The sequence below is a fragment of the Bacillus chungangensis genome (genome assembly GCF_030812995.1).
In the GTDB taxonomy this organism is placed as follows: Bacteria; Bacillota; Bacilli; order Bacillales; family Bacillaceae_C; genus Bacillus_CF; species Bacillus_CF chungangensis.
On the sequence record NZ_JAUSTT010000040.1, the window covers coordinates 1 to 18782 of the forward strand.

Here is an 18782-nt window from a genome sequence, read left to right on the forward strand (position 1 = left end):
AATATTTACACGCAAAATAGAGAAAAGTGAATTTGAGGATCCTCAAATTCACTTTTCTCATTATTTAGAAGCTAGTTATGTCCCAGCCTCTTTTTTGTATCTTTAAAGGATTTGATCCGCTACTTCTATTCGGAGCAGCGAGCGAACGTCTTCAATGTGATTTGTAATTGTTGCATAAGCAGATCCTGCAAATAATAACCCAATTGCTACATGATCAACTGTCGTAATCAGTGATCCAGAGTCGCCGCCAGCTGACATATTCGTTGTGACAATTTGATTTTTGAAACGTGCTACTTTGCTGCCATAGCTAACGTCTATTGTCGCATTAACAACATTCACCGTTCCAAATGTTTTACTTGTTGTACGCCCAGTTTTAGTTACTCTTGTTCCTACTGTAACTTCTGCTTTTTTCCTCCATCCTCGTACGTTTCCATTCCAATAGACATGTCTATCTAAATCGTCAAATTGTCCTTCAGCGATCGCTGCATCTACTAGATTATTCTGTTTTTCTAACGGCACTTGTGGTGAAAATTCAATAGGAACAAATCTAGTAAGGGAGGCAATACGATCTGCTGGATCAACGCCTCCATCCCAAGGACCAGGCTGAAGAATAGGATCTCCTATACTAGCATCATTACTATTAGCCAACACATGATTGTTGCTTAAAATGTAATATCGAGATGGAATTCCTTCTCCATGCACTGGTGGATTATTAGAACCGCCTGGTAAAATATCATATACACATGTACCAATTGTACCTGCTGTAATATCTTTATGCCCTACACTATAGCCGCCTTTTGCTGGGCGAACCCGTTTAGTAAGCGTTTGAATATCTGGATTCATTGTCACATTTGTTCCAGCGACAATATGGCCGACTTCAAATACATCGGTTTTAATCCCTTTTACTTCTTTTGGGATTATTTCAGCACTCGCTAATTGATCTTCCGGAAGTTTTTGATTCACTAAAGTTACAATAGAAGGGGTACCAGTAGCTTGTCCATTTTCATACTTAACACCAATTCCTACACCAACAACATGATTACAATTCAATAATTCATTCTCTACTTCCCTTTTCACCTTTTGAATACTTTGTTGGTCTTCGACACTTAATGAAATATTACTTGGATCTTGTCGCATAGCTTGTTAACCTCCTTCATTTTTCACATTTTTTTGAATCACCACATGACCAATTTCTAAAACATCTGTTGCGTAGCTGTCCAACCGTTCTGGAATTACTTCATGTGATCGCAAGGCTGATAGTGGGACTTTTGCTGTCACAAAAACTTGAATGACTTGTACATCATCTTTCTCTCCAATGCCAACGCCAACAACATTTGGCAAACGCATTAGTCGGTTTTCATGTTTTTTTCTCACTGCATCAATACTCATGCTTATCCTCCATTTCAATATCATATTGGAAACAAACAACAGCTAAAAGGAACTGAAAGACTTTTTTGTTTAAACAATAAATATGATGGATATGAACAGGGGTAAAGCCATGGAATGATAAAGTGAAACTTCCATAAGTGGGGGTTTTCTCTCATCCCCCACTTATGGTTAGTTGAACCAATCGGACATTTACTGGCAGTTATCCCCCACCTAGACTTCTTCGATTCCTCTTAACTCTTGAGGTGGGGGTCTTACTGCCAGTTAGATGTGGGATAAAACACACAAACCAACAATACGAACAATGTTGTTTTGCTGCATCAGGAAAGGAGATAAAGACGAAAGTGCTTCGTTTTCAAAATACCATGGTGAATGGCATTTAAAGGTAGGGAGTTTTTTGAAGGTATGGCCATTTTTAGCACTATATACATAATAAACTAAATATAGAATCTTGTCAATAAATTCTGATATATTTTTATATTTAATTAAGTCAAAATGTTTATGTTGCTTTCGGAAATGTTTTTGTACACATGATAAAGAATGTAAAGGTTGTTTGGCGAAAGAAATTTGGTTAATTGAGTTTTCATGTTCTCCACCAATAAGAACATGCTGTACTGTAATTTTATTGATCATAAAGCATGAAACTTTATTAGACGATTAAGAGAAGTAGAGAAGAGTTTAAACTCAAAAAAACGAGAAGGATGAAGGAAATGAAATCATTGAACCCTCAGCAGACATGAAATGCGTTTAAAGGAAAAGCATTCCTGATAAGCTTTTAAAAGAATTAAGCTAAGGTTTAGAAAACCTTAGAGCGGCATTATGATGCGGCTGATCCTAATAAAAGATAGAAAAACCGCCCTTCTCGGACGGCTGTTACTTTTTATTCTTTGTTTGGTGTATCTAAATGAAGGGGTGGAGGTACTAACCAGCCCTTTTCTTTATTTAATCTCAGTACTTTGACCCCAAACTGAGCCTTACTCAAATGAAATTGACCAAACATAGCACCTATATCTTCGCGAATAGATTGACCCATAATCGTACTACAAGCTATTAGACTTTTTGCTACGTCCATGGACAAAGCAGCACTTATTTCTGGGTCGCCAAACCGAGCTCCGGTAGGAATATCTTCTAAATTTGCAACTGGTCGTTCCGGAGGAGTAGGAGGAAGAGCTATACCATTAGCTTTTAATAATTCTTCGATCTGTTGATTTTCAGTCTTAATACCTTGGATAGCTTCCTCAAGAAGATTCTTTAAGTCATTGTCGCCTGCATGATTGACAAAAGTTTGGTACGTGACGAGACATCCTTTATTAACAGCAAGATATGTCCAAGTACCAAATACTTCACCATAGTGCATTGGTTCATCTTGTGGGTTGCCACTTAAAATTCCCATAATCGCGCTCCTTATCTTATTAATTTTCATCATTTCTCCTTTAAAAAGAAAACGTTCAATCATTAGTGTGCGATTATTTGTTGGAAATATTCATTTGAAATTAAAAGTAATCTAAAAATAATAAACAATTTTTTTAAAATAATAATGAATCTGTTCACCTAACCATTGAAACAAGGACTGCTTAGTTTATTAAAAAGGAAAAAACCATATGTTCCCGCAGCTAAATGAAAAAATGCCACCAACAAATCCGACATACAAGATATTAAAGGATAATGCACTATTTTCTAATAGATAAAATCAATACTATTTCAAATCATTTCATTAAATAAATTATTCCTAATATTAAAGGTTTTTTATCGTGTTTTACCGATTTTTCTGATATATTATCTTTATGTTAAACTACCACCTACAAACACCAGCTTAACTGCCAGTTATTTAGGAGGCTAACCTGTAGTTCCTACGGTTAAGTGAAGTCTTATACGTTGGACTCATTATCATAACTTGGAGTTGATATTAGATGAAAATAATAAATATTATCCCTGATTTTTTAGATATTTTTCATTCCACAAAAAATCTAACTTATCATGACTTGAGTATGTATTATGAGAAAAATGCGGAGATTTTCAACGCTTATTTTCCGCAACATTGCAAAAACAATCCTGAACGAATTGGAAAAGCAATAAAGCAATATCCTGCTAAAATGGAAGAGATTGAAATAATATCAACACAATTGCCACGAACAATTAAAGAGATCAGCGACGCCTATTCGGAACTTTTTCATTTCGAAGTTCCAATAAAGTTTCATTTATTTGTTGGAGGGTTCGGGTCTAATGCTTTTACAGACAGAAAACTAGTTAGTGACGTATACTTTGCAGCAGAAAAATTATCGATCCATCCTAATCATTTAAGTGTGATCGTAGCACATGAAATTGGCCACGTTTACCACAGAGTTTTTTCTGATAAAAATTCGATAGATTGGGATTCTGTAAAATGGTCAAGTGGGGAAATCTCTCTATTTCTAGAAGGCGTAGCAACCTATTTATCAAAGAAAATCGTAAGAAATGTAAGTGAAACGACATACTATTCCTATGATGATAGCGGCCAGGCTACATTAAATTTTTATCAAAGTAAAAAAAATGTTATCAAAAAAAATTTTTTAGATGACTGTTTGGTATGGGATCATTCGAAACTAAAAGAATGGTTTACATTATCTGGAGGAAATTACTACAATGAAACTAGACTTGGTTATTATTTAGGAATGGACTTTGTAGAAAGCTTAGCTAAATCTATTGGGGACGAAAAAGCTATCTTAGCTTGGAAAGAAAGGAATTTTGAAGATATTCTGCATTTGTGGCTTTTATCTCGTCCGTTAATACAGGTAGAACAAAATATAAATTCTTTTTAAATGTAAATAAATAATTTTATGAGAACCTGTTCTAAATGTTTGGAGCAAATTAATTAATAATTTTTAAGTCGAACTAGGAGAAAACTAGGACATTACATAAAAGAAACACCAACAAACGTTGGTGTTTCAATGGTTGTACGCCCTCGACAGGAATCGAACCCATATTTCAAGAACCGGAATCTTGCGTGTTATCCGTTACACTACGAGGGCTTATTAAAAAAGACGTTGTTTCAACGTACGCTTTAATATTATAGGCGATGTTTCATTATAATGCAAGGTTTTTTTACTATTATAATGGAGAAATAGAAGGACTCGTCTCTATTAAAGTCTGCAATATTGATCCATCCACTACCTCCAGACTGTGCTAGAAATCCTTCGCCATGAAGGGAATAGGAACGCAAAATTTATTTTATAATTCGCAGTAAGAGAGAAATCTGAAAAGATTTTATTTCAAACAGAATGACATCGCCAATCATCATTACAGTAAAAAGCAAGAAGCATTTTTCTCCTCCTATTACAATAAACATAAATCAATGATTTTATTTTCTTCGTTATCGTTCATTTCTGTTTGAAATATTTCAATTAAGGCTAAGATGAAAAGGTATATCCATCAAAATCGTAAAAAAAGAAAAATCGAAGTACATAATCTTTGACCTTCATTGACCAATAGTGTATGATATAACAACACATGGCATGATTTTTTAAAAAGGAAGAACATGTCTATTATTTACTTAAATGATTAAGGAGGAGAAAATACATGCATTTAATCCCTACAGTTATTGAACAAACAAATCGTGGCGAACGTGCGTATGACATTTATTCACGTCTTTTAAAAGACCGTATTATTATGCTTGGCAGTGCTATCGACGATACAGTAGCAAATTCAATTGTTGCTCAGCTATTATTTTTACAAGCAGAAGATCCAGAAAAAGATATTTCCATTTATATTAACAGCCCAGGTGGAAGTATTACAGCTGGAATGGCAATCTATGACACAATCCAACTTATTAAGCCGGATGTCCAAACCATTTGTATTGGAATGGCTGCTTCAATGGGTGCTTTTCTTCTTGCAGCTGGCAAGAGTGGGAAGCGCTATGCTTTGCCGAATAGTGAAGTGATGATTCATCAGCCGCTTGGTGGCGCTCAAGGACAGGCAACTGAAATCGAAATCGCTGCTAAACGAATTTTATTCTTGCGTGACAAGCTCAATCACATCTTGGCAGACCGTACAGGTCAACCCCTTGAAGTAATTCAACGTGACACGGATCGTGATAACTTCATGACAGCAGAAAAAGCAAAAGAATATGGTTTGATTGACCATATTATGGATGGAAAAGGCATAAAATAAAACTTTAATCAGTGGGGGGACTTCCCCCCACTGATTGTTTTACTGGCAAATGATCTTCTTTGCATCTTTACTGCCAGTAAATATTCATATCGTAGCAACATGAGTAATCAGTGAAAAACCGTCAATATTTGACGGTTTTTATTCACCTTCCGATTACTTCTCCTTTTGAACGAATTGCACTAATGTCTCCAACGCCTCTTGTGCATCATTTCCCGATGCTGACAGAGTAATGATAGAACCTGAACTAATCGCCAAGCTCATCAGTCCCATGATACTTTTGGCATTTACTTTTTTCCCTTCCTTTTCAAGAAAAATGTTTGCTGAAAATTGATTTGCTTCTTGAACGAAGAGAGCAGCAGGCCTTGCCTGCAATCCTGTTTTTAATTTTACTTCAACCTGTCTTTCTATCATTAGCGTGTCTCCTTCTTTATTTAATAATGGATTCTATCGGTTCGCCAGCTCGGAGTTTGTCAGCAATTTGATCGATTTTGCGCAAGCGGTGATTAATTCCGGATTTGCTGATTTTACCTGAAGTCACCATTTCCCCTAATTCTTTTAACGTGACATCCTCGTGTTCTACCCTTAATTCAGCAATTTCTCGTAATTTATCTGGTAAAGCTTGTATTCCTATCTTTTGATCGATATAGCGAATATTTTCAATTTGGCGCAAAGCAGCTCCAATTGTTTTATTTAAGTTCGCAGTTTCACAATTAACAAGACGATTGACAGAATTACGCATATCACGAACAATGCGAACATCTTCAAATCGCAAAAGCGCATTATGTGCTCCTATCACATTTAGAAACTCGGTAATTTTTTCAGCTTCCTTTAAATAAGTAATAAAGCCATTTTTTCTTTCAAGCGTTTTACTATTTAAAGCAAATATATTCATTAGTTCGCATAAAGAGTCATTATGTTCTTTATATAACGAAAATATTTCCAAATGATAAGAGGATGTCTCAGGATTATTCACAGAACCTCCTGCAAGAAATGCCCCCCTAAGATAGGAACGCTTGCAACACTTTTTTTTGATTAATGATTGAGCAATGCTTCGAGTAAAGGTGAAACCTTCACCCAAAATATGCAGATCTATCAACATTTCTTTCGCGCCTTTTTTTAAGCGAACGATATAAACGTTGTTTTTTTTCAGACGCATTTTTTTTCTAACTAACAGTTCAACTGTTGTATCATAGCTTTTCTTTGTAAGAATATAAATTCGCCGTGCAATGGCTGCATTTTCTGTCTGAATGTCAAGTGTCATGATTTTATTTGAAAAGGATAACACACCATTCATACGAATTAAAGCAGCCAGTTCAGCTTTGGCACAGCAAGCCTTCACCTCTAAATTTGTTAATTCTTTTTTTGTTTCTGAAGCAAACGACAAAACCGTTCCACCTCCTAGAGATTCAGTTGCATATTAGATGAACTTGCATCGCTGAACCTAACCACGACTGTGAGAAAACATCTAAAAGAGTCTGTTCAAAAAGTCCTTTAACATTCATTCTCTCCGATCCTCACTTGCTAAAAAACTATCCACTAAAAAAGGAGACACTTTTTCTTCGTGGGAAGATCATGCTAACAAAGCAGCCCGCCTTTAAAACGTTTGGCTCATTTTGATACCCACAGGGTAAGGGAGCTTATGATTGCGCGAGATCTCTTGAGCCAGCTAACATGGAATAGAATATTTTTGCTACTGCTTCTGTATCATGGCGAATCAAATTATTTTCAAACGTAATGATCTTGTCTTCAATTACATGTAATCCTAATGCTCTTAAATTATCGACATCATAAACTACAGGTTTTGCATATTCTTCTTCATATAGCGCTTGAATATGCAAAGGGATTTCTCCATTATTCACAAGTACTGTATGAAGAAATTCATTGTTCATATGATGATAGATTGCTTGAACATGATCACTTGCAGTAAAGTCTGTCGTCTCTCCAGCTTGTGTCATCAGATTGCAAATATAGATTTTTTTTGCAGACGCACGACATACCTCTTCTCCTAAATCCGGTATTAGTAGATTTGGTAATATACTCGTATATAAACTGCCAGGCCCAATAATAATTAAATCGGCGTTTCTAATCGCATCAATTGTTTCTGGCAAAGGTTGGATCGTTTCTGGTGTTAAAAATACACGTTTAATACGGCTTCCATAAAGAGGAATTTGAGATTCTCCTGAAATAATCGCACCATCTGCCATTTCCGCATGGAGCACCACACTTTGATTTGCAGCTGGCAGCACTTGCCCAGTTACTTTTAATACCTTGCTCATTTCTTGAATTGCTTCAACAAAGTCTCCTTTTATCGATGTCGTGGCAGCAATAATTAAATTGCCAAGAGAGTGTCCAGATAATTCACTAGCTGCATGAAATCGATGCTGAAATAACTCTTGAATGAAAGGATCGACTTCTGATAATGCCATCATCACATTGCGAATATCACCAGGAGCAGGTATTTGAAGATCTTGTCTTAGCTTGCCAGAACTTCCGCCATCATCTGCTACTGTAACAATTGCTGTTAAATGGACAGGGTACTGCTTCAGTCCTCTTAATAAGATGGGAAGCCCTGTGCCTCCGCCAATGACAACGATTCTAGGCTGTTTTTGATTGGTCATACAGTCTTTTCCTTTCTCTTTTTAATATCACGGTGAGAAATCCGTGTGTGGTAATCATCTTGAAAATAATGTCCTATATATTCCGTTAATGCAACAGAACGATGCTGCCCGCCTGTACAACCGATAGCAATAACAAGCTGGCTCTTGCCCTCACGTTTATAATGAGGAAGCATAAATGAAAGTAAATCGGTTACTTTCGTTAAAAATTTTTGTGTTTCATTCCATTTCAAAACATAACTAGATACTTCTACATCCAATCCTGTTTTAGGACGCATGTGATCAATATAGTGTGGATTCGGAAGAAAACGAACATCAAACACTAAATCGGCATCAATCGGAATCCCATGTTTAAAGCCAAAGGACATCACATTCACATAAAATGTTGCCTGCTTGTTTGCCGAAAATTCGGTTAAGATTTTTTCTCGCAATTCTTTTGGCTTCATCATTGATGTGTTGTAGATTAATTGTGCGCGGCCTTTTAATTCGTCCAGCAATAAACGCTCCTGATGAATTCCTTCTGACGGAAGCCCCGCTGGCGATAGAGGATGAGATCTTCTCGTTTCTTTATATCTTCTCACTAAAACAGAATCATCCGCATCTAAAAATAGAATAACTGGCGTTACCCATGTTGAATCGGACAATTCGTCTAGCGCTTTTACTAGCAAGTCAAAAAATTCACGGCCCCGCATATCCATTACAAGTGCAACTTTATTCATTTTATTCCCAGCATCCTTCATTAGTTCCAGAAATTTGGGCATCAATGAAGGGGGCAAGTTATCGACACAGAAAAAACCTAAGTCTTCAAAGCTATGCATAGCGACTGTTTTTCCAGCACCGGACATTCCTGTAATAATGACTAATTCTATTTCCTTCATTGCACCATTGTTCATGTCATTTCCCCCTTCTTATTGTTACAAAATGCACAATCTAACAAGTATTTCTTATCACACCATGATTCATATCATTATACTACGTAATCTCCTGTCCCACAAATCAGTGAGCTTTGCTTGTACTTTTCAAAAAAAAAAGCACAGAAATCCTCTGTGCAAAAAAGGGATACATTATAAAAAAAGGGGGTCAATTTCAATACACTTAGTTTACAACAATATTATTTCACCCCTGTTACAAACTAATTAAAAGCGAATGACGTTTATTTGCTCGTTTCCCCCATTAGACTATTATTGTATTTCTTCTCAACAATGATTTACTTCACAGTGAATTTTTCCTTCCATTCTTCTAAGTAATGTTGAGCTGTTTCAGCTGCAATACTTCCATCACCTGTAGCAGTAACGATTTGCCGCAAAGTTTTTTCTCGAACATCACCGGCAGCAAAAATTCCCGGCAAACTTGTTTCCATATTTGAATTTGTTTCAATATAGCCATCGCTATTCAAAATACCAAGATTCTGAAAAGGTTTTGTTAACGGAAGCATGCCAATATAAATAAATACTCCATCTGTTTTAAATTCTTTTTCTTCCCCATTTTCAGTCGAAACGAGCGTCACAGAGCCAACTTTTCCGTCTTTTTCATTAATTTGTTTCACACGATGATTCCAAATAAAGTCGATTTTATCGTTATTAAATGCTCGCTCTTGAATGATTTTCTGTGCACGCAATGAATCCCGGCGATGAACAATTGTCACTTTGCTCGCAAACTTTGTTAAATAAATACCTTCCTCGACAGCAGAATCACCGCCGCCGACAACAACAAGTTCTTTCCCTTTGAAAAATGCTCCATCGCATACTGCACAATAAGAGACTCCGCGCCCTGCCAACTCTGCTTCTCCAGGAGCGCCTAGTTTTTTATATTCTGCTCCAGTCGTAATAATGATAGCTCGTGCCTTATATTCCTTCGAACCAGCTTTTACTATTTTATATGGTTCTCCATCAATTACTTCACTAATATCTCCATAAGCATATACTGCGCCAAATTTTTTTGCATGTTCAAACATTTTATTTGAAAGCTCTGGTCCAAGGATATGATCAAAGCCTGGATAATTTTCAACATCCTCTGTATTCGCCATTTGACCACCTGGTATACCGCGCTCAATCATCAATGTGTCCAGATTTGCTCGTGACGCATACACTGCGGCAGTCATGCCCGCTGGCCCTGCTCCAATAATAATTACATCATACACTTTTTCATCCATTATGATCAGCTCTCCTTTAACAATCTTCATTCAGTGTGATTGCTTTCAATTGAAGATTTTTTTCTGGATAAAAACCCAACAAAAACATACCCTGTGTCGTATACTCTCTCATCGTACCTTATTCTTTTTGCTGCGTCCAAACATTTGCTTAAAAATGCGACGCTTTTTTGAACTTAAGAGCTAGCCTCTCTCCTCTGGATAATAGGAAATGACCCATTTTACATATTTTTGTAATGTCGAAAGTGATATTTGGTACTTAGCAGCAATTTCTTTTTGTGTTTTTCTATCTCCTTCAGTCTTATACCAAACATACTCAAGCGCGGCTGCAATTGCAACTGGATTGCTGAGACGTTCTTTATCATATACGTGGATAAAAACGATAAACCAAGTGATCAATAAAGCATCTTTTATTGGTTCTATTGGTGAATGCTTTTTCAAAAGCTCCATTGCTACTGTATAACTGCGTTGAAAGATTCCCTGATTAGCACTGTCATCTTCAGATGCCAATAATATATTGGTCTTATAAAAATGTTCCAATATAAAGTGATCTATAAATAAAGGGAAATCCGGATGCGCGATGATTTTTTGTTTTTGTTCAGCTTTTGTTAATGATAACAAGAATATACCGAAAAGGCGTTCTGCAATTTGGCCGCTTTTCAAATACTTCCAAATAGATGCAAGGGGGTCAGTATCTTTACCATTTTCATTATACTTGTTCCAAGGCTCCAATCCAGCTTTTTCGGGATTCAATTCAACAAGCATCTTCCATGCTTTTTTAGCATTTTGCATTCGACCAGTACGATAAGACGTTTGCGCCAGCCAATAGTAGTAGCCAGGATCGCCTTGATATCCTTGTTTCTCTAGCTTTTTTAGCCAGTAATAGGCTTTTTCATCATGTCCTACAAGGGCAAAGGTCGCTCCTAACTTGTAGCGATGCTCAAAATAAATAGGCTGTACTTTCTCGAGGCCGGCAATTACCTTCATTAATTCCGCTTCTTCCTGCTGATAATAAAGAAAAACAGCCAAGTTGCAAAGTCCATGGAAGTTTCCAGGATTTTTCTCTAATACATCTTCTAATATTTCAGCAGCTTTATCGATTTTCCCTAAATAAAAATAAGCTAGTGCTAAGTTATTATAAGCAGACCAATATTCAGGATGTACTGCTACTACTTCCTTTAGAATCTTTATGGCTCTATTAAAATCCCCGGCTTCTAAGTACTCCCTTGCTTCATCTTGTCTCAGCATGGTCTCATCATCTTCATAGAATAAGTCGATTTCTTCCCCTTCATTCATCTCAATCATTTCAAGCAATATATCAGCTTCCTCTGCAAATGCACCTGTCTCATCTAAATCCAAATACAGCTTCACATGTTTAAAAGCTGAAGTGAACATTCCTAACTGTACATAATTATTAGCTAATAAATAATGACACTGAACCATTTCATTATCTATTTCATCTAAAACTTGATGAAGCAATTGATTTGCAAGTTCATATTCCCCTAGCTCAGTGTGCACCATCGAAAGGTGACAATAAATAGCGGGTTCAAATGGATCAAGTTCTTTTGCACGTATGAAATATTTTTTCGCTTTGATATTTTGGTGGCGCTCATAAGCCTTTAATCCTCTATTAAAATAATATTCCCCAGATGGAATAAAATAAAATACATTATCTTTTTCCTGTCTTAATTTTAAATTTTTTTCCATTATCGTCCTCCGCGGAGCTGCATAGTTCCTCTCTGTCAGTAAGTATATCATACAAAACAAGAGGGTTTAACAATAGAAAAGGAGAAAAAAGAAGTGATTTAAAAACATTATTATATAGATGAAAGATAGAAGTTGAAGTTAAACAGTAATTATCTAACTTGAGATTTTAAACATAGAAAATCAGATGGGGATTCCCCCACCTGATCAGCTTTGCTCACTTCAAAAAGCTACTCTCACGGCTGTTCATTAGCTTGCCTTCCATAGATTGGATCATCTTTCCAACGTTCTGCGAGTTTTTCTTTCGTATAGATGATGCGCATCGGATTTCCACCAACGAATGCGCCTGCCGGGACATCCTTATGAACGAGTGTTCCAGCAGAAATAATTGCTCCATCTCCAATTTTTATACCAGGCAGAATGGTCGTATTTGCACCAATCATTACTTCATCGCCAATGTTCACTTCACCTAGCCGGTATTCTTTGATTAAATATTCATGAGCTAGAATTGTCGTATTATATCCTATGACTGTATTCTTCCCAACTGAAATTTTCTCTGGAAACATGACATCCAACATGACCATTAAAGCAAAAGAAGTCTTGTCTCCAATCTTCATCCGTAAAAAAGTGCAGTACAGCCAATTTTTCATTCCTAAAAACGGAATATATCGAGAAACTTGAATCACCAAAAAATTTTTGACTACTTTCCAAAACGGAACAGTTTTATAAACGTGCCAAAGCGAGTTGGCTCCAGTTACTGGATGGCGAGATGTTCTCCTCATAATCTCCACATCCTTACCGTTTGCCAAAATGCCACTGTTGACAGCTTACTTAAATGAGCAGCTGAAAAATGGTATCGCTTTGACATTTCCAAAAGCATCGCACTGACATATTTTATTATGTAGTTTGTGAAATGTTTACGCATTCCATTTCCTTTCTTTTTTGTGCCAAATCGGCTTTTCTTTTCTCACTTAGAGAGACGATTAATGTTAGTAATATTTGATTTTTAAACGAATCAAGTGCAGTGGCACCCATCACTTGATAAGAAACTGATTATGCCTCTAGATAGTACTGATTTGCAAGTCCAGTTTTTCTTCTATATATCCAGATCGCAATTGCAGCTATCAATATCGTCAACGAAATAAATTGTGCCATTCGCAAGCTATCCGTTAACATCAAGCTATCTGTACGCATCCCTTCGATAAAAAATCTCCCAATAGAATACCAAATAAGATAGCTTAAAAATAATTCACCGCTCCGTAAACGTACTTTCCGCAGCGAAATTAAAATCACAAAACCAACGATATTCCATAGTGACTCGTAAAGAAAGGTTGGATGATAGTAAACGCCATCTATGTACATTTGGTTGATAATAAACTCTGGCAAATGCAAGCCTTCTAAAAAAGACCTGCTTACTTCACCGCCATGTGCCTCCTGGTTCATGAAATTGCCCCAACGTCCAATTGCTTGCCCTAAAATGATGCTTGGTGCTGTAATATCAGCGATTTTCCAAAAAGACAAATTTTTTATCCTTGTAAAAATAATTGCTGTTAAAACAGCTCCAATTAAAGCGCCATGTATCGCAAGGCCGCCATTCCAAATTTTAATAATATCTTCCGGAAATTGGGAATAATAGTTCCATTCAAATATAACATAATAAAGCCTTGCACTTAGAATCGAGATAGGAATCGCCCAAATCATTAAATCTGCTAATGCATCTTTTTCTAAACGCCTCTTTTCTCCTTCTTTCATGGCTAAGTACAAGCCAATGGCAATACCCAAACCGATTATGATACCATACCAATGAATTTCTAATGGACCAATTTTTAAAGCAATGGGGTCAATTGGTTGTATATCAGACATTTTTTTGCGCCTCTCTTCCCTTCCTTGTTTTGTCTTAGAGGATCTGTACTAATATGTCGTTCTACAAGTTTTTCTCATTATTGAATCGCTCATGACCATATTCCATATCTTCATTTTCATTTTTATGAATAACTTGAGCCAAACGAGCTGTAAATTGTTGAGCGGTGTTGACGCCCATTCTTTTCAGACGAAAATTCATCGCAGCTACTTCAATAATCACAGCTAAATTTCGTCCTGGTCGAACAGGTATAGTAATTTTAGGGATTTCAGTATCTATAATTTGCATTTTTTCTTCTTCAAGACCAAGTCGATCGTAAGATTTATTTTGATCCCATAGTTCTAAATGAACAACAAGTGTAATTCTTTTCTGGCTCCGAACTGCCCCAGCACCAAAAAGCGTCATTACATTAATAATGCCAAGTCCACGTATTTCGAGCAAGTGCTCAATCAACTCAGGTGAACCGCCTACTAGGCGATCAACATCCTCTTGGCGAATTTCCACACAGTCATCAGCAACAAGACGATGCCCCCTGCGCACAAGATCAAGAGCTGCCTCACTTTTACCTACACCACTTTGTCCTGTAATGAGGACTCCAACACCATAAATATCTACTAACACGCCATGAACGGCAGTCGTAGGAGCAAGCTTGCTTTCTAAAAAAGTTGTCAACCGGCTTGATAATCTTGTTGTTTGCATTTGGGATCGCATCACTGGAACGGAATGCCGCTCAGACACTTCAATTAATTCAGTTGGCACTTCTAAGCCCCTTGAAATAATAATACCAGGAGTAATATCGGCACACAATTTTGCCATTCTTACTTCTCGATCTTTTTTATCTAATTGTTCGACAAAAGAGATTTCAGTTCTACCGAGCAATTGTATTCGTTCTGCAGGATAATAAGTGAAAAAACCCGCCATTTCAAGCCCAGGACGTGATAAATCACTTGTTAAAATCGGACGGTGAACTCCTTCCTCGCCACTTACTAATTCCAAACCTAAATGCTCTATAATATCTTGTGTACGAACACTAGCCAATTAGATTCCCCCTTTAAATCTAATACTTAAACTGTGGGCGGATAAGGCGTTCTCCACCTCTTTTATCACACTGCTTTCGAAAGAAGCTCGAACCCGCCTCTGAATAAATGGACTTAAATCCCCTTTAATCATAGCATTTCATTCCAAGAAACAACACAATAAATACTTTGATTATCATGAAATTACTTACAAAAATGAATACTTTTACATACTAAAGAATCCCTTGCAGAGCAGGAAGCGTTCAATTCTTCCCCATTAAAGGAAGGCGACCAAAAAAGAGGATGACCAAAAAGTCATTGCTTTTTTCAGGTCATCCTTTTATCAGATCGTCTTATTTTCTTCTTATTGGCTCGATCACTGCCTTTTGAATAATTAAGTTAGCAACTGACATAATAACAGCTACTAATAATGCCATGCCAAAACCATCAATAACAAAAGCATCGCCCATCAGTTTATCTGTTAATAATAAAGTAATGGCATTAATTACAAACAAAAACATTCCTAATGATAAAATGGTAACTGGCAATGTTAAAATAATTAAGATCGGTCGAACTAACATATTCAAGATAGACAAGATAAAACTTGCTGCAATAGCAGCACCAAAGCTGGAAACTTCGAATGCTTCAAAATACCCCGCAAGGGCAATAAACAAAATTGCATTGATTAGAATGCTAATAAGCCATCTCATATGCATCAAACCTCATTCGGTATAATAAACATAGTAAGCAAATAAATAACAATAAGCGGAAAGAATCCTGTTGGAAACAGAAGGATAACAAAGAGTACCCTTAATAAAGTTGCGTCTATTTCTAAGTATTTCCCTAATCCGCCTAAAACACCAGCAAGTTTTCTATCCGTTGTAGAGCGCATCAATTTTTTCATTTCCGCTGCCTCCATTCTTTATTTCGCTCTTATTATATCATTTGACAAGTTTCAATCAGTAGTCTTTTTCATTCGCCACTTTATAAAAAAATTTCTTCGTACAATATTTCAATAAGCTTTCCTTACCCTTTAGACCCGCCCCCTCTTCAGGCAATAACTCTCACTTAGCCTCCTTGTATCTTCGAAATTTCCTTACTCCCAGTTAATGCGTGATAAAGTGAAACTTCCATCAGTGGGGGTTTTTTCTCATCCCCCACTGATAAGAAGTAGAACAAAGGCTAAGATCGCAGGCGTCCTCGAAAAAGAAAACCGCTTTTTCTTCGTGCGATGTGTCTCTGCCGAAGCTCTCCTTGTCCTGTTGCAACGCCTTTGTGACCGACATCCTCGAAAAAGAAGTGCACTTTTTCTTCGTGCGATGTTGATTCAAGAAGCTTTCCTTATCCTGTCGGCCCGAACTAATCGGACATTTGACTTTCAGTTATCCCCCACCTAGACTTCTTGATTACTCTAACTCCCCGAGGTGGGGGTCTTACTGCCAGTTAGATGTGGGATAAAAATAATAGCGGTAGTTTCATTCAATTATGAGGTGATCTCACCTTTGGGTGCGTGGTTAAAAATCATATGGGGAGCAATGACAAATGATATACTGCATAGTGGATTTCAAGCAAATGTTTCTTCATTTCTGTAAATGCCAGCTCGTCCTCCTTCATTTCTGAAGGAGTGACAAATCGCTGACAAATAAGCTTCTATAAGGGGAAAGGGGAAGCACGATTCTTGATTACTCCACTACAATAGAACCCGTTTTTGTTTCAGCAGTTAAGTACATAGAGGCTCCTGCTTCTCCTTCACGTTTAAATCTAAATTGTTTTTGTACCATTTCACTTTTTTCCTCAATGACATCTATTCCCTCTAGCTTCGTTTTAAAACTTCCTAAATTCGTTTTTAACTCTCCATTTATCGCTAATGTTGCAGGAAGTTTGAATTTAATATTTCCGGTTACTGCTTTTGTTCGTAAAACCTCTGCTTCACCTTCCAAGAGGTTACAAGTAATGTTCCCATTGAAGGACTGCAAATCTGCGGATTTAAAAGTACCATTTACCATTATATTCCCATTTAATGTTTCAGCCGCAATTTGCTTAACAGTGCTTTGGTCGAGTGTAATATTCCCATTTGCTGTTTCAATTTCTACATAATCACCATTTAAGTGTTCACAACTAACATCTCCACTCACTGTTTTCACTTTTAACTCTTTAGCATGTAGGTTGTCACCTTGAAGTGAACCATTAAAAATTCTTACCGATGCATGATCATAAACAGCTTTTGGAATATAAATGACCGAATTCACTCGCATCCACTTTGCTTTTGTTGAGAAATGAAGTTTGCCATTTTCAACAGAAAAATTCGTTTTATCTAGAAAGACGTTCCTTGCTTCTTCCTTTTGATCGATGCGATACATTTTTGCCTCGCATTCCACTCTTACATCTTTTTGATCCCATGGCTTTAACTTAACGTTTCCATTTGCTACGTCAATTTCAATAATAGAAATTTCAGTGTCTGCATGTTGAAAAACATTTGACACTCGCTCTGCTTGCCCTAGATCGAAATCCTTTACTTTTCCAATAGTTGAGCTGATAAAGTCAAAGATTTTTTCGCCAGCAGCAGAGAATTGCGAGAAAAGATCATCATTATCTTTTTCTACGTCCTTTTCTTTTTGTTTATCATGAGGCGCTTCTTTCTCACGTTCAACAGATTCAACAGGCTTTGCTGATTTTTCAACGTCCTTATCTTGAGAAGGAGAAGTGTCTTTTTCTAATGCCTCTAATAAAATGATCGCTTCCTGTGCAGTTATTTTTCCGTCCTGTACCATGTCAAGAATTCGTTTGCGTTCTTCTTTCATGTATCTTCACTCCTATTTTTTATATTAAGACATCTTATCCATTGCCTTTGACAAGAAGCCCTATCATCTCTACTATTTACTGTTTGTATTGCTATTCTAACGAAACAATTTCATTTAATTCTTTGTAAGTGATTAGAAGTTTATTAGGATGCCGCGGCTTTCATAAAGCTCCTTTACTTAGTAATACAACATTACCATTCCCAATTCTCAACGTTCTGCGTCATTCTTGTTAATGATTAAACCACAAGCTTGATGCCACGATAAAGATTCCATATAAACACGATAATGTTTACCAAGATGGACAATACCACTGTGATGATCATAAATATTGGAAATCCTGTTGCATAATACAAAGAATGAAAGTCCATAAAGATTGCCATAATCAACAAAGGAAAGGAGAGAATTGGAATCAAATGTGATATAAAACTATTTTTAGCATGCTTTTTTACAAAATCATCTTCCGTAACAAAAAACACAATAATTGGGACAATAAATGGTGCAAATAAAATACTAAAGTAACATAAAGCAGCTATTGTTTTATTGGAAGTGGATGTTATCGTCCTCCCCTCCTTTCTTTATTCAAATATACGTTTTGAAACGAAGGAGGTTTCAATTTTCTCAGATTTCTGTTACATCCTTATCTTCTCATTAAATAAAATGTAATTAATCGGTCTCTAGAAGTAAATCCATCACGTCCTCAAGCCTGATTCAGATTTATCAATAGCAGAATCTGAGATAAGGTGAAACTTCCATCAGTAGGGGTTTTCTCTCATCCCCCACCGATAAGAAGTAGAACAAAGGCTAAGGTCGCAGGCGTCCTCGAAAAGGAAACCGCTTGTCTTCGTGCGATGTTGATTCAAGAAGCTTTCCTTATCCTGTCGGCCTGAACAAATCGGACATTTGATTTTTAGTTATCCCCCTCCTAGCGCTTCTGATTCCTCTTACTCCCAAGGTGGGGGGGCTTACTGCCAGTTAGATGTGGTTAAATAGAACGATTATGAAGATAAAAAAAGCCAAATTCATAAGAATTTAGCTTTTAGTAGGAGGGGTTTTCATTTCCTATTGATCATTAGTTGGCCCGATATTTTTTTTCTCGGCAGTAAT

Annotated in this window: 18 protein-coding genes and 1 tRNA gene; 2 read left to right on the forward strand and 17 right to left on the reverse strand. The window is 36.7% G+C overall.

The genetic code is table 11. From position 1 onward, the window contains the following. Positions 1 to 102 precede the first annotated feature (102 nt). From J2S08_RS20875 to J2S08_RS20885, 3 genes are all read right to left on the reverse strand, one after another. Positions 103 to 1137, reverse strand: coding sequence for a chymotrypsin family serine protease (locus J2S08_RS20875; protein ID WP_307233024.1), 1035 nt, complete (start codon positions 1135 to 1137; stop codon positions 103 to 105). A 6-nt stretch (positions 1138 to 1143) separates the two neighbouring features. Next, positions 1144 to 1389, reverse strand: a complete 246-nt coding sequence (locus tag J2S08_RS20880; RefSeq protein WP_307233026.1) for a hypothetical protein — start codon at positions 1387 to 1389, stop codon at positions 1144 to 1146. Between the two features lie 877 nt (positions 1390 to 2266). Then, positions 2267 to 2779, reverse strand: a complete 513-nt coding sequence (locus J2S08_RS20885) for a DUF3231 family protein (RefSeq protein ID WP_370875735.1) — start codon at positions 2777 to 2779, stop codon at positions 2267 to 2269. Positions 2780 to 3296: 517 nt separating this feature from the next. Between J2S08_RS20885 and J2S08_RS20890 the strand changes: the two genes are divergently transcribed. Continuing rightward, positions 3297 to 4184: a M48 family metalloprotease gene (locus J2S08_RS20890; protein ID WP_307233030.1), complete on the forward strand. Its 888-nt coding sequence runs from the start codon at positions 3297 to 3299 to the stop codon at positions 4182 to 4184. A gap of 138 nt (positions 4185 to 4322) precedes the next feature. Here the strand turns inward: J2S08_RS20890 and J2S08_RS20895 are convergent. Beyond that, positions 4323 to 4394 (reverse strand) — tRNA-Arg (locus J2S08_RS20895). Between the two features lie 547 nt (positions 4395 to 4941). Here J2S08_RS20895 and clpP point away from each other — a divergent pair. Beyond that, positions 4942 to 5532: an ATP-dependent Clp endopeptidase proteolytic subunit ClpP gene (clpP, locus tag J2S08_RS20900; RefSeq protein ID WP_307233032.1), complete on the forward strand. Its 591-nt coding sequence runs from the start codon at positions 4942 to 4944 to the stop codon at positions 5530 to 5532. A 153-nt stretch (positions 5533 to 5685) separates the two neighbouring features. Here clpP and J2S08_RS20905 read toward each other — a convergent pair whose 3' ends face one another. The 13 genes from J2S08_RS20905 to J2S08_RS20965 all read right to left on the reverse strand — a co-directional run bounded on the left by J2S08_RS20905 (position 5686) and on the right by J2S08_RS20965 (position 18235). Further along, positions 5686 to 5943: an HPr family phosphocarrier protein gene (locus tag J2S08_RS20905; RefSeq protein WP_307233034.1), complete on the reverse strand. Its 258-nt coding sequence runs from the start codon at positions 5941 to 5943 to the stop codon at positions 5686 to 5688. A gap of 16 nt (positions 5944 to 5959) precedes the next feature. After that, positions 5960 to 6916 carry a DNA-binding protein WhiA gene (gene whiA, locus J2S08_RS20910; RefSeq protein ID WP_307233036.1) on the reverse strand — a complete coding sequence of 319 codons (957 nt, stop codon included), beginning with the start codon at positions 6914 to 6916 and terminating at the stop codon, positions 5960 to 5962. Between the two features lie 253 nt (positions 6917 to 7169). Then, positions 7170 to 8150: a gluconeogenesis factor YvcK family protein gene (locus tag J2S08_RS20915; protein WP_307233038.1), complete on the reverse strand. Its 981-nt coding sequence runs from the start codon at positions 8148 to 8150 to the stop codon at positions 7170 to 7172. Then, on the reverse strand, positions 8147 to 9040 hold the full coding sequence (gene rapZ, locus J2S08_RS20920; RefSeq protein ID WP_307233040.1) for an RNase adapter RapZ: 894 nt from the start codon (positions 9038 to 9040) through the stop codon (positions 8147 to 8149). Before rapZ ends, J2S08_RS20915 begins: the two co-directional genes overlap by 4 nt. A 314-nt stretch (positions 9041 to 9354) precedes the next feature. After that, entirely contained in the window at positions 9355 to 10302 is a 948-nt protein-coding gene (gene trxB, locus J2S08_RS20925) for a thioredoxin-disulfide reductase (RefSeq protein ID WP_307233064.1), read from the reverse strand. A 177-nt stretch (positions 10303 to 10479) separates the two neighbouring features. Further along, entirely contained in the window at positions 10480 to 12003 is a 1524-nt protein-coding gene (locus J2S08_RS20930) for a tetratricopeptide repeat protein (RefSeq protein WP_307233042.1), read from the reverse strand. A gap of 233 nt (positions 12004 to 12236) precedes the next feature. Beyond that, a complete protein-coding gene (locus tag J2S08_RS20935) occupies positions 12237 to 12782 on the reverse strand; it encodes an acyltransferase (protein WP_307233044.1) in 546 nt (181 codons plus the stop codon). A 271-nt stretch (positions 12783 to 13053) separates the two neighbouring features. Further along, positions 13054 to 13863, reverse strand: coding sequence for a prolipoprotein diacylglyceryl transferase (gene lgt / locus J2S08_RS20940; RefSeq protein ID WP_307233046.1), 810 nt, complete (start codon positions 13861 to 13863; stop codon positions 13054 to 13056). Positions 13864 to 13924: 61 nt separating this feature from the next. Beyond that, on the reverse strand, positions 13925 to 14899 hold the full coding sequence (hprK, locus tag J2S08_RS20945) for an HPr(Ser) kinase/phosphatase (RefSeq protein ID WP_307233047.1): 975 nt from the start codon (positions 14897 to 14899) through the stop codon (positions 13925 to 13927). 331 nt (positions 14900 to 15230) lie between these two features. After that, positions 15231 to 15587, reverse strand: a complete 357-nt coding sequence (locus tag J2S08_RS20950; RefSeq protein WP_307233049.1) for a phage holin family protein — start codon at positions 15585 to 15587, stop codon at positions 15231 to 15233. Between the two features lie 5 nt (positions 15588 to 15592). Continuing rightward, a complete protein-coding gene (locus J2S08_RS20955; protein WP_307233050.1) occupies positions 15593 to 15781 on the reverse strand; it encodes a PspC domain-containing protein in 189 nt (62 codons plus the stop codon). A 778-nt stretch (positions 15782 to 16559) separates the two neighbouring features. Next, complete coding sequence (locus J2S08_RS20960) at positions 16560 to 17678, reverse strand: DUF4097 family beta strand repeat-containing protein (RefSeq protein WP_307233052.1); 1119 nt, start codon at positions 17676 to 17678, stop codon at positions 16560 to 16562. 236 nt (positions 17679 to 17914) lie between these two features. Beyond that, positions 17915 to 18235, reverse strand: a complete 321-nt coding sequence (locus tag J2S08_RS20965) for a DUF4870 domain-containing protein (RefSeq protein ID WP_307233066.1) — start codon at positions 18233 to 18235, stop codon at positions 17915 to 17917. Between the last annotated feature and the right edge of the window lie 547 nt (positions 18236 to 18782).

Bases quoted from the DNA above. Each gene is read 5' to 3' on its own strand.
- J2S08_RS20875 (WP_307233024.1), bottom strand. From the start codon at position 1,137: ATGCGACAAGATCCAAGTAATATTTCATTAAGTGTCGAAGACCAACAA.
- J2S08_RS20880 (WP_307233026.1), bottom strand. From the start codon at position 1,389: ATGAGTATTGATGCAGTGAGAAAAAAACATGAAAACCGACTAATGCGT.
- J2S08_RS20885 (WP_370875735.1), bottom strand. From the start codon at position 2,779: ATGGGAATTTTAAGTGGCAACCCACAAGATGAACCAATGCACTATGGT.
- J2S08_RS20890 (WP_307233030.1), top strand. From the start codon at position 3,297: ATGAAAATAATAAATATTATCCCTGATTTTTTAGATATTTTTCATTCC.
- clpP (WP_307233032.1), top strand. From the start codon at position 4,942: ATGCATTTAATCCCTACAGTTATTGAACAAACAAATCGTGGCGAACGT.
- J2S08_RS20905 (WP_307233034.1), bottom strand. From the start codon at position 5,943: ATGATAGAAAGACAGGTTGAAGTAAAATTAAAAACAGGATTGCAGGCA.
- J2S08_RS20915 (WP_307233038.1), bottom strand. From the start codon at position 8,150: ATGACCAATCAAAAACAGCCTAGAATCGTTGTCATTGGCGGAGGCACA.
- rapZ (WP_307233040.1), bottom strand. From the start codon at position 9,040: ATGAACAATGGTGCAATGAAGGAAATAGAATTAGTCATTATTACAGGA.
- J2S08_RS20930 (WP_307233042.1), bottom strand. From the start codon at position 12,003: ATGGAAAAAAATTTAAAATTAAGACAGGAAAAAGATAATGTATTTTAT.
- J2S08_RS20935 (WP_307233044.1), bottom strand. From the start codon at position 12,782: ATGAGGAGAACATCTCGCCATCCAGTAACTGGAGCCAACTCGCTTTGG.
- lgt (WP_307233046.1), bottom strand. From the start codon at position 13,863: ATGTCTGATATACAACCAATTGACCCCATTGCTTTAAAAATTGGTCCA.
- J2S08_RS20950 (WP_307233049.1), bottom strand. From the start codon at position 15,587: ATGAGATGGCTTATTAGCATTCTAATCAATGCAATTTTGTTTATTGCC.
- J2S08_RS20955 (WP_307233050.1), bottom strand. From the start codon at position 15,781: ATGAAAAAATTGATGCGCTCTACAACGGATAGAAAACTTGCTGGTGTT.
- J2S08_RS20960 (WP_307233052.1), bottom strand. From the start codon at position 17,678: ATGAAAGAAGAACGCAAACGAATTCTTGACATGGTACAGGACGGAAAA.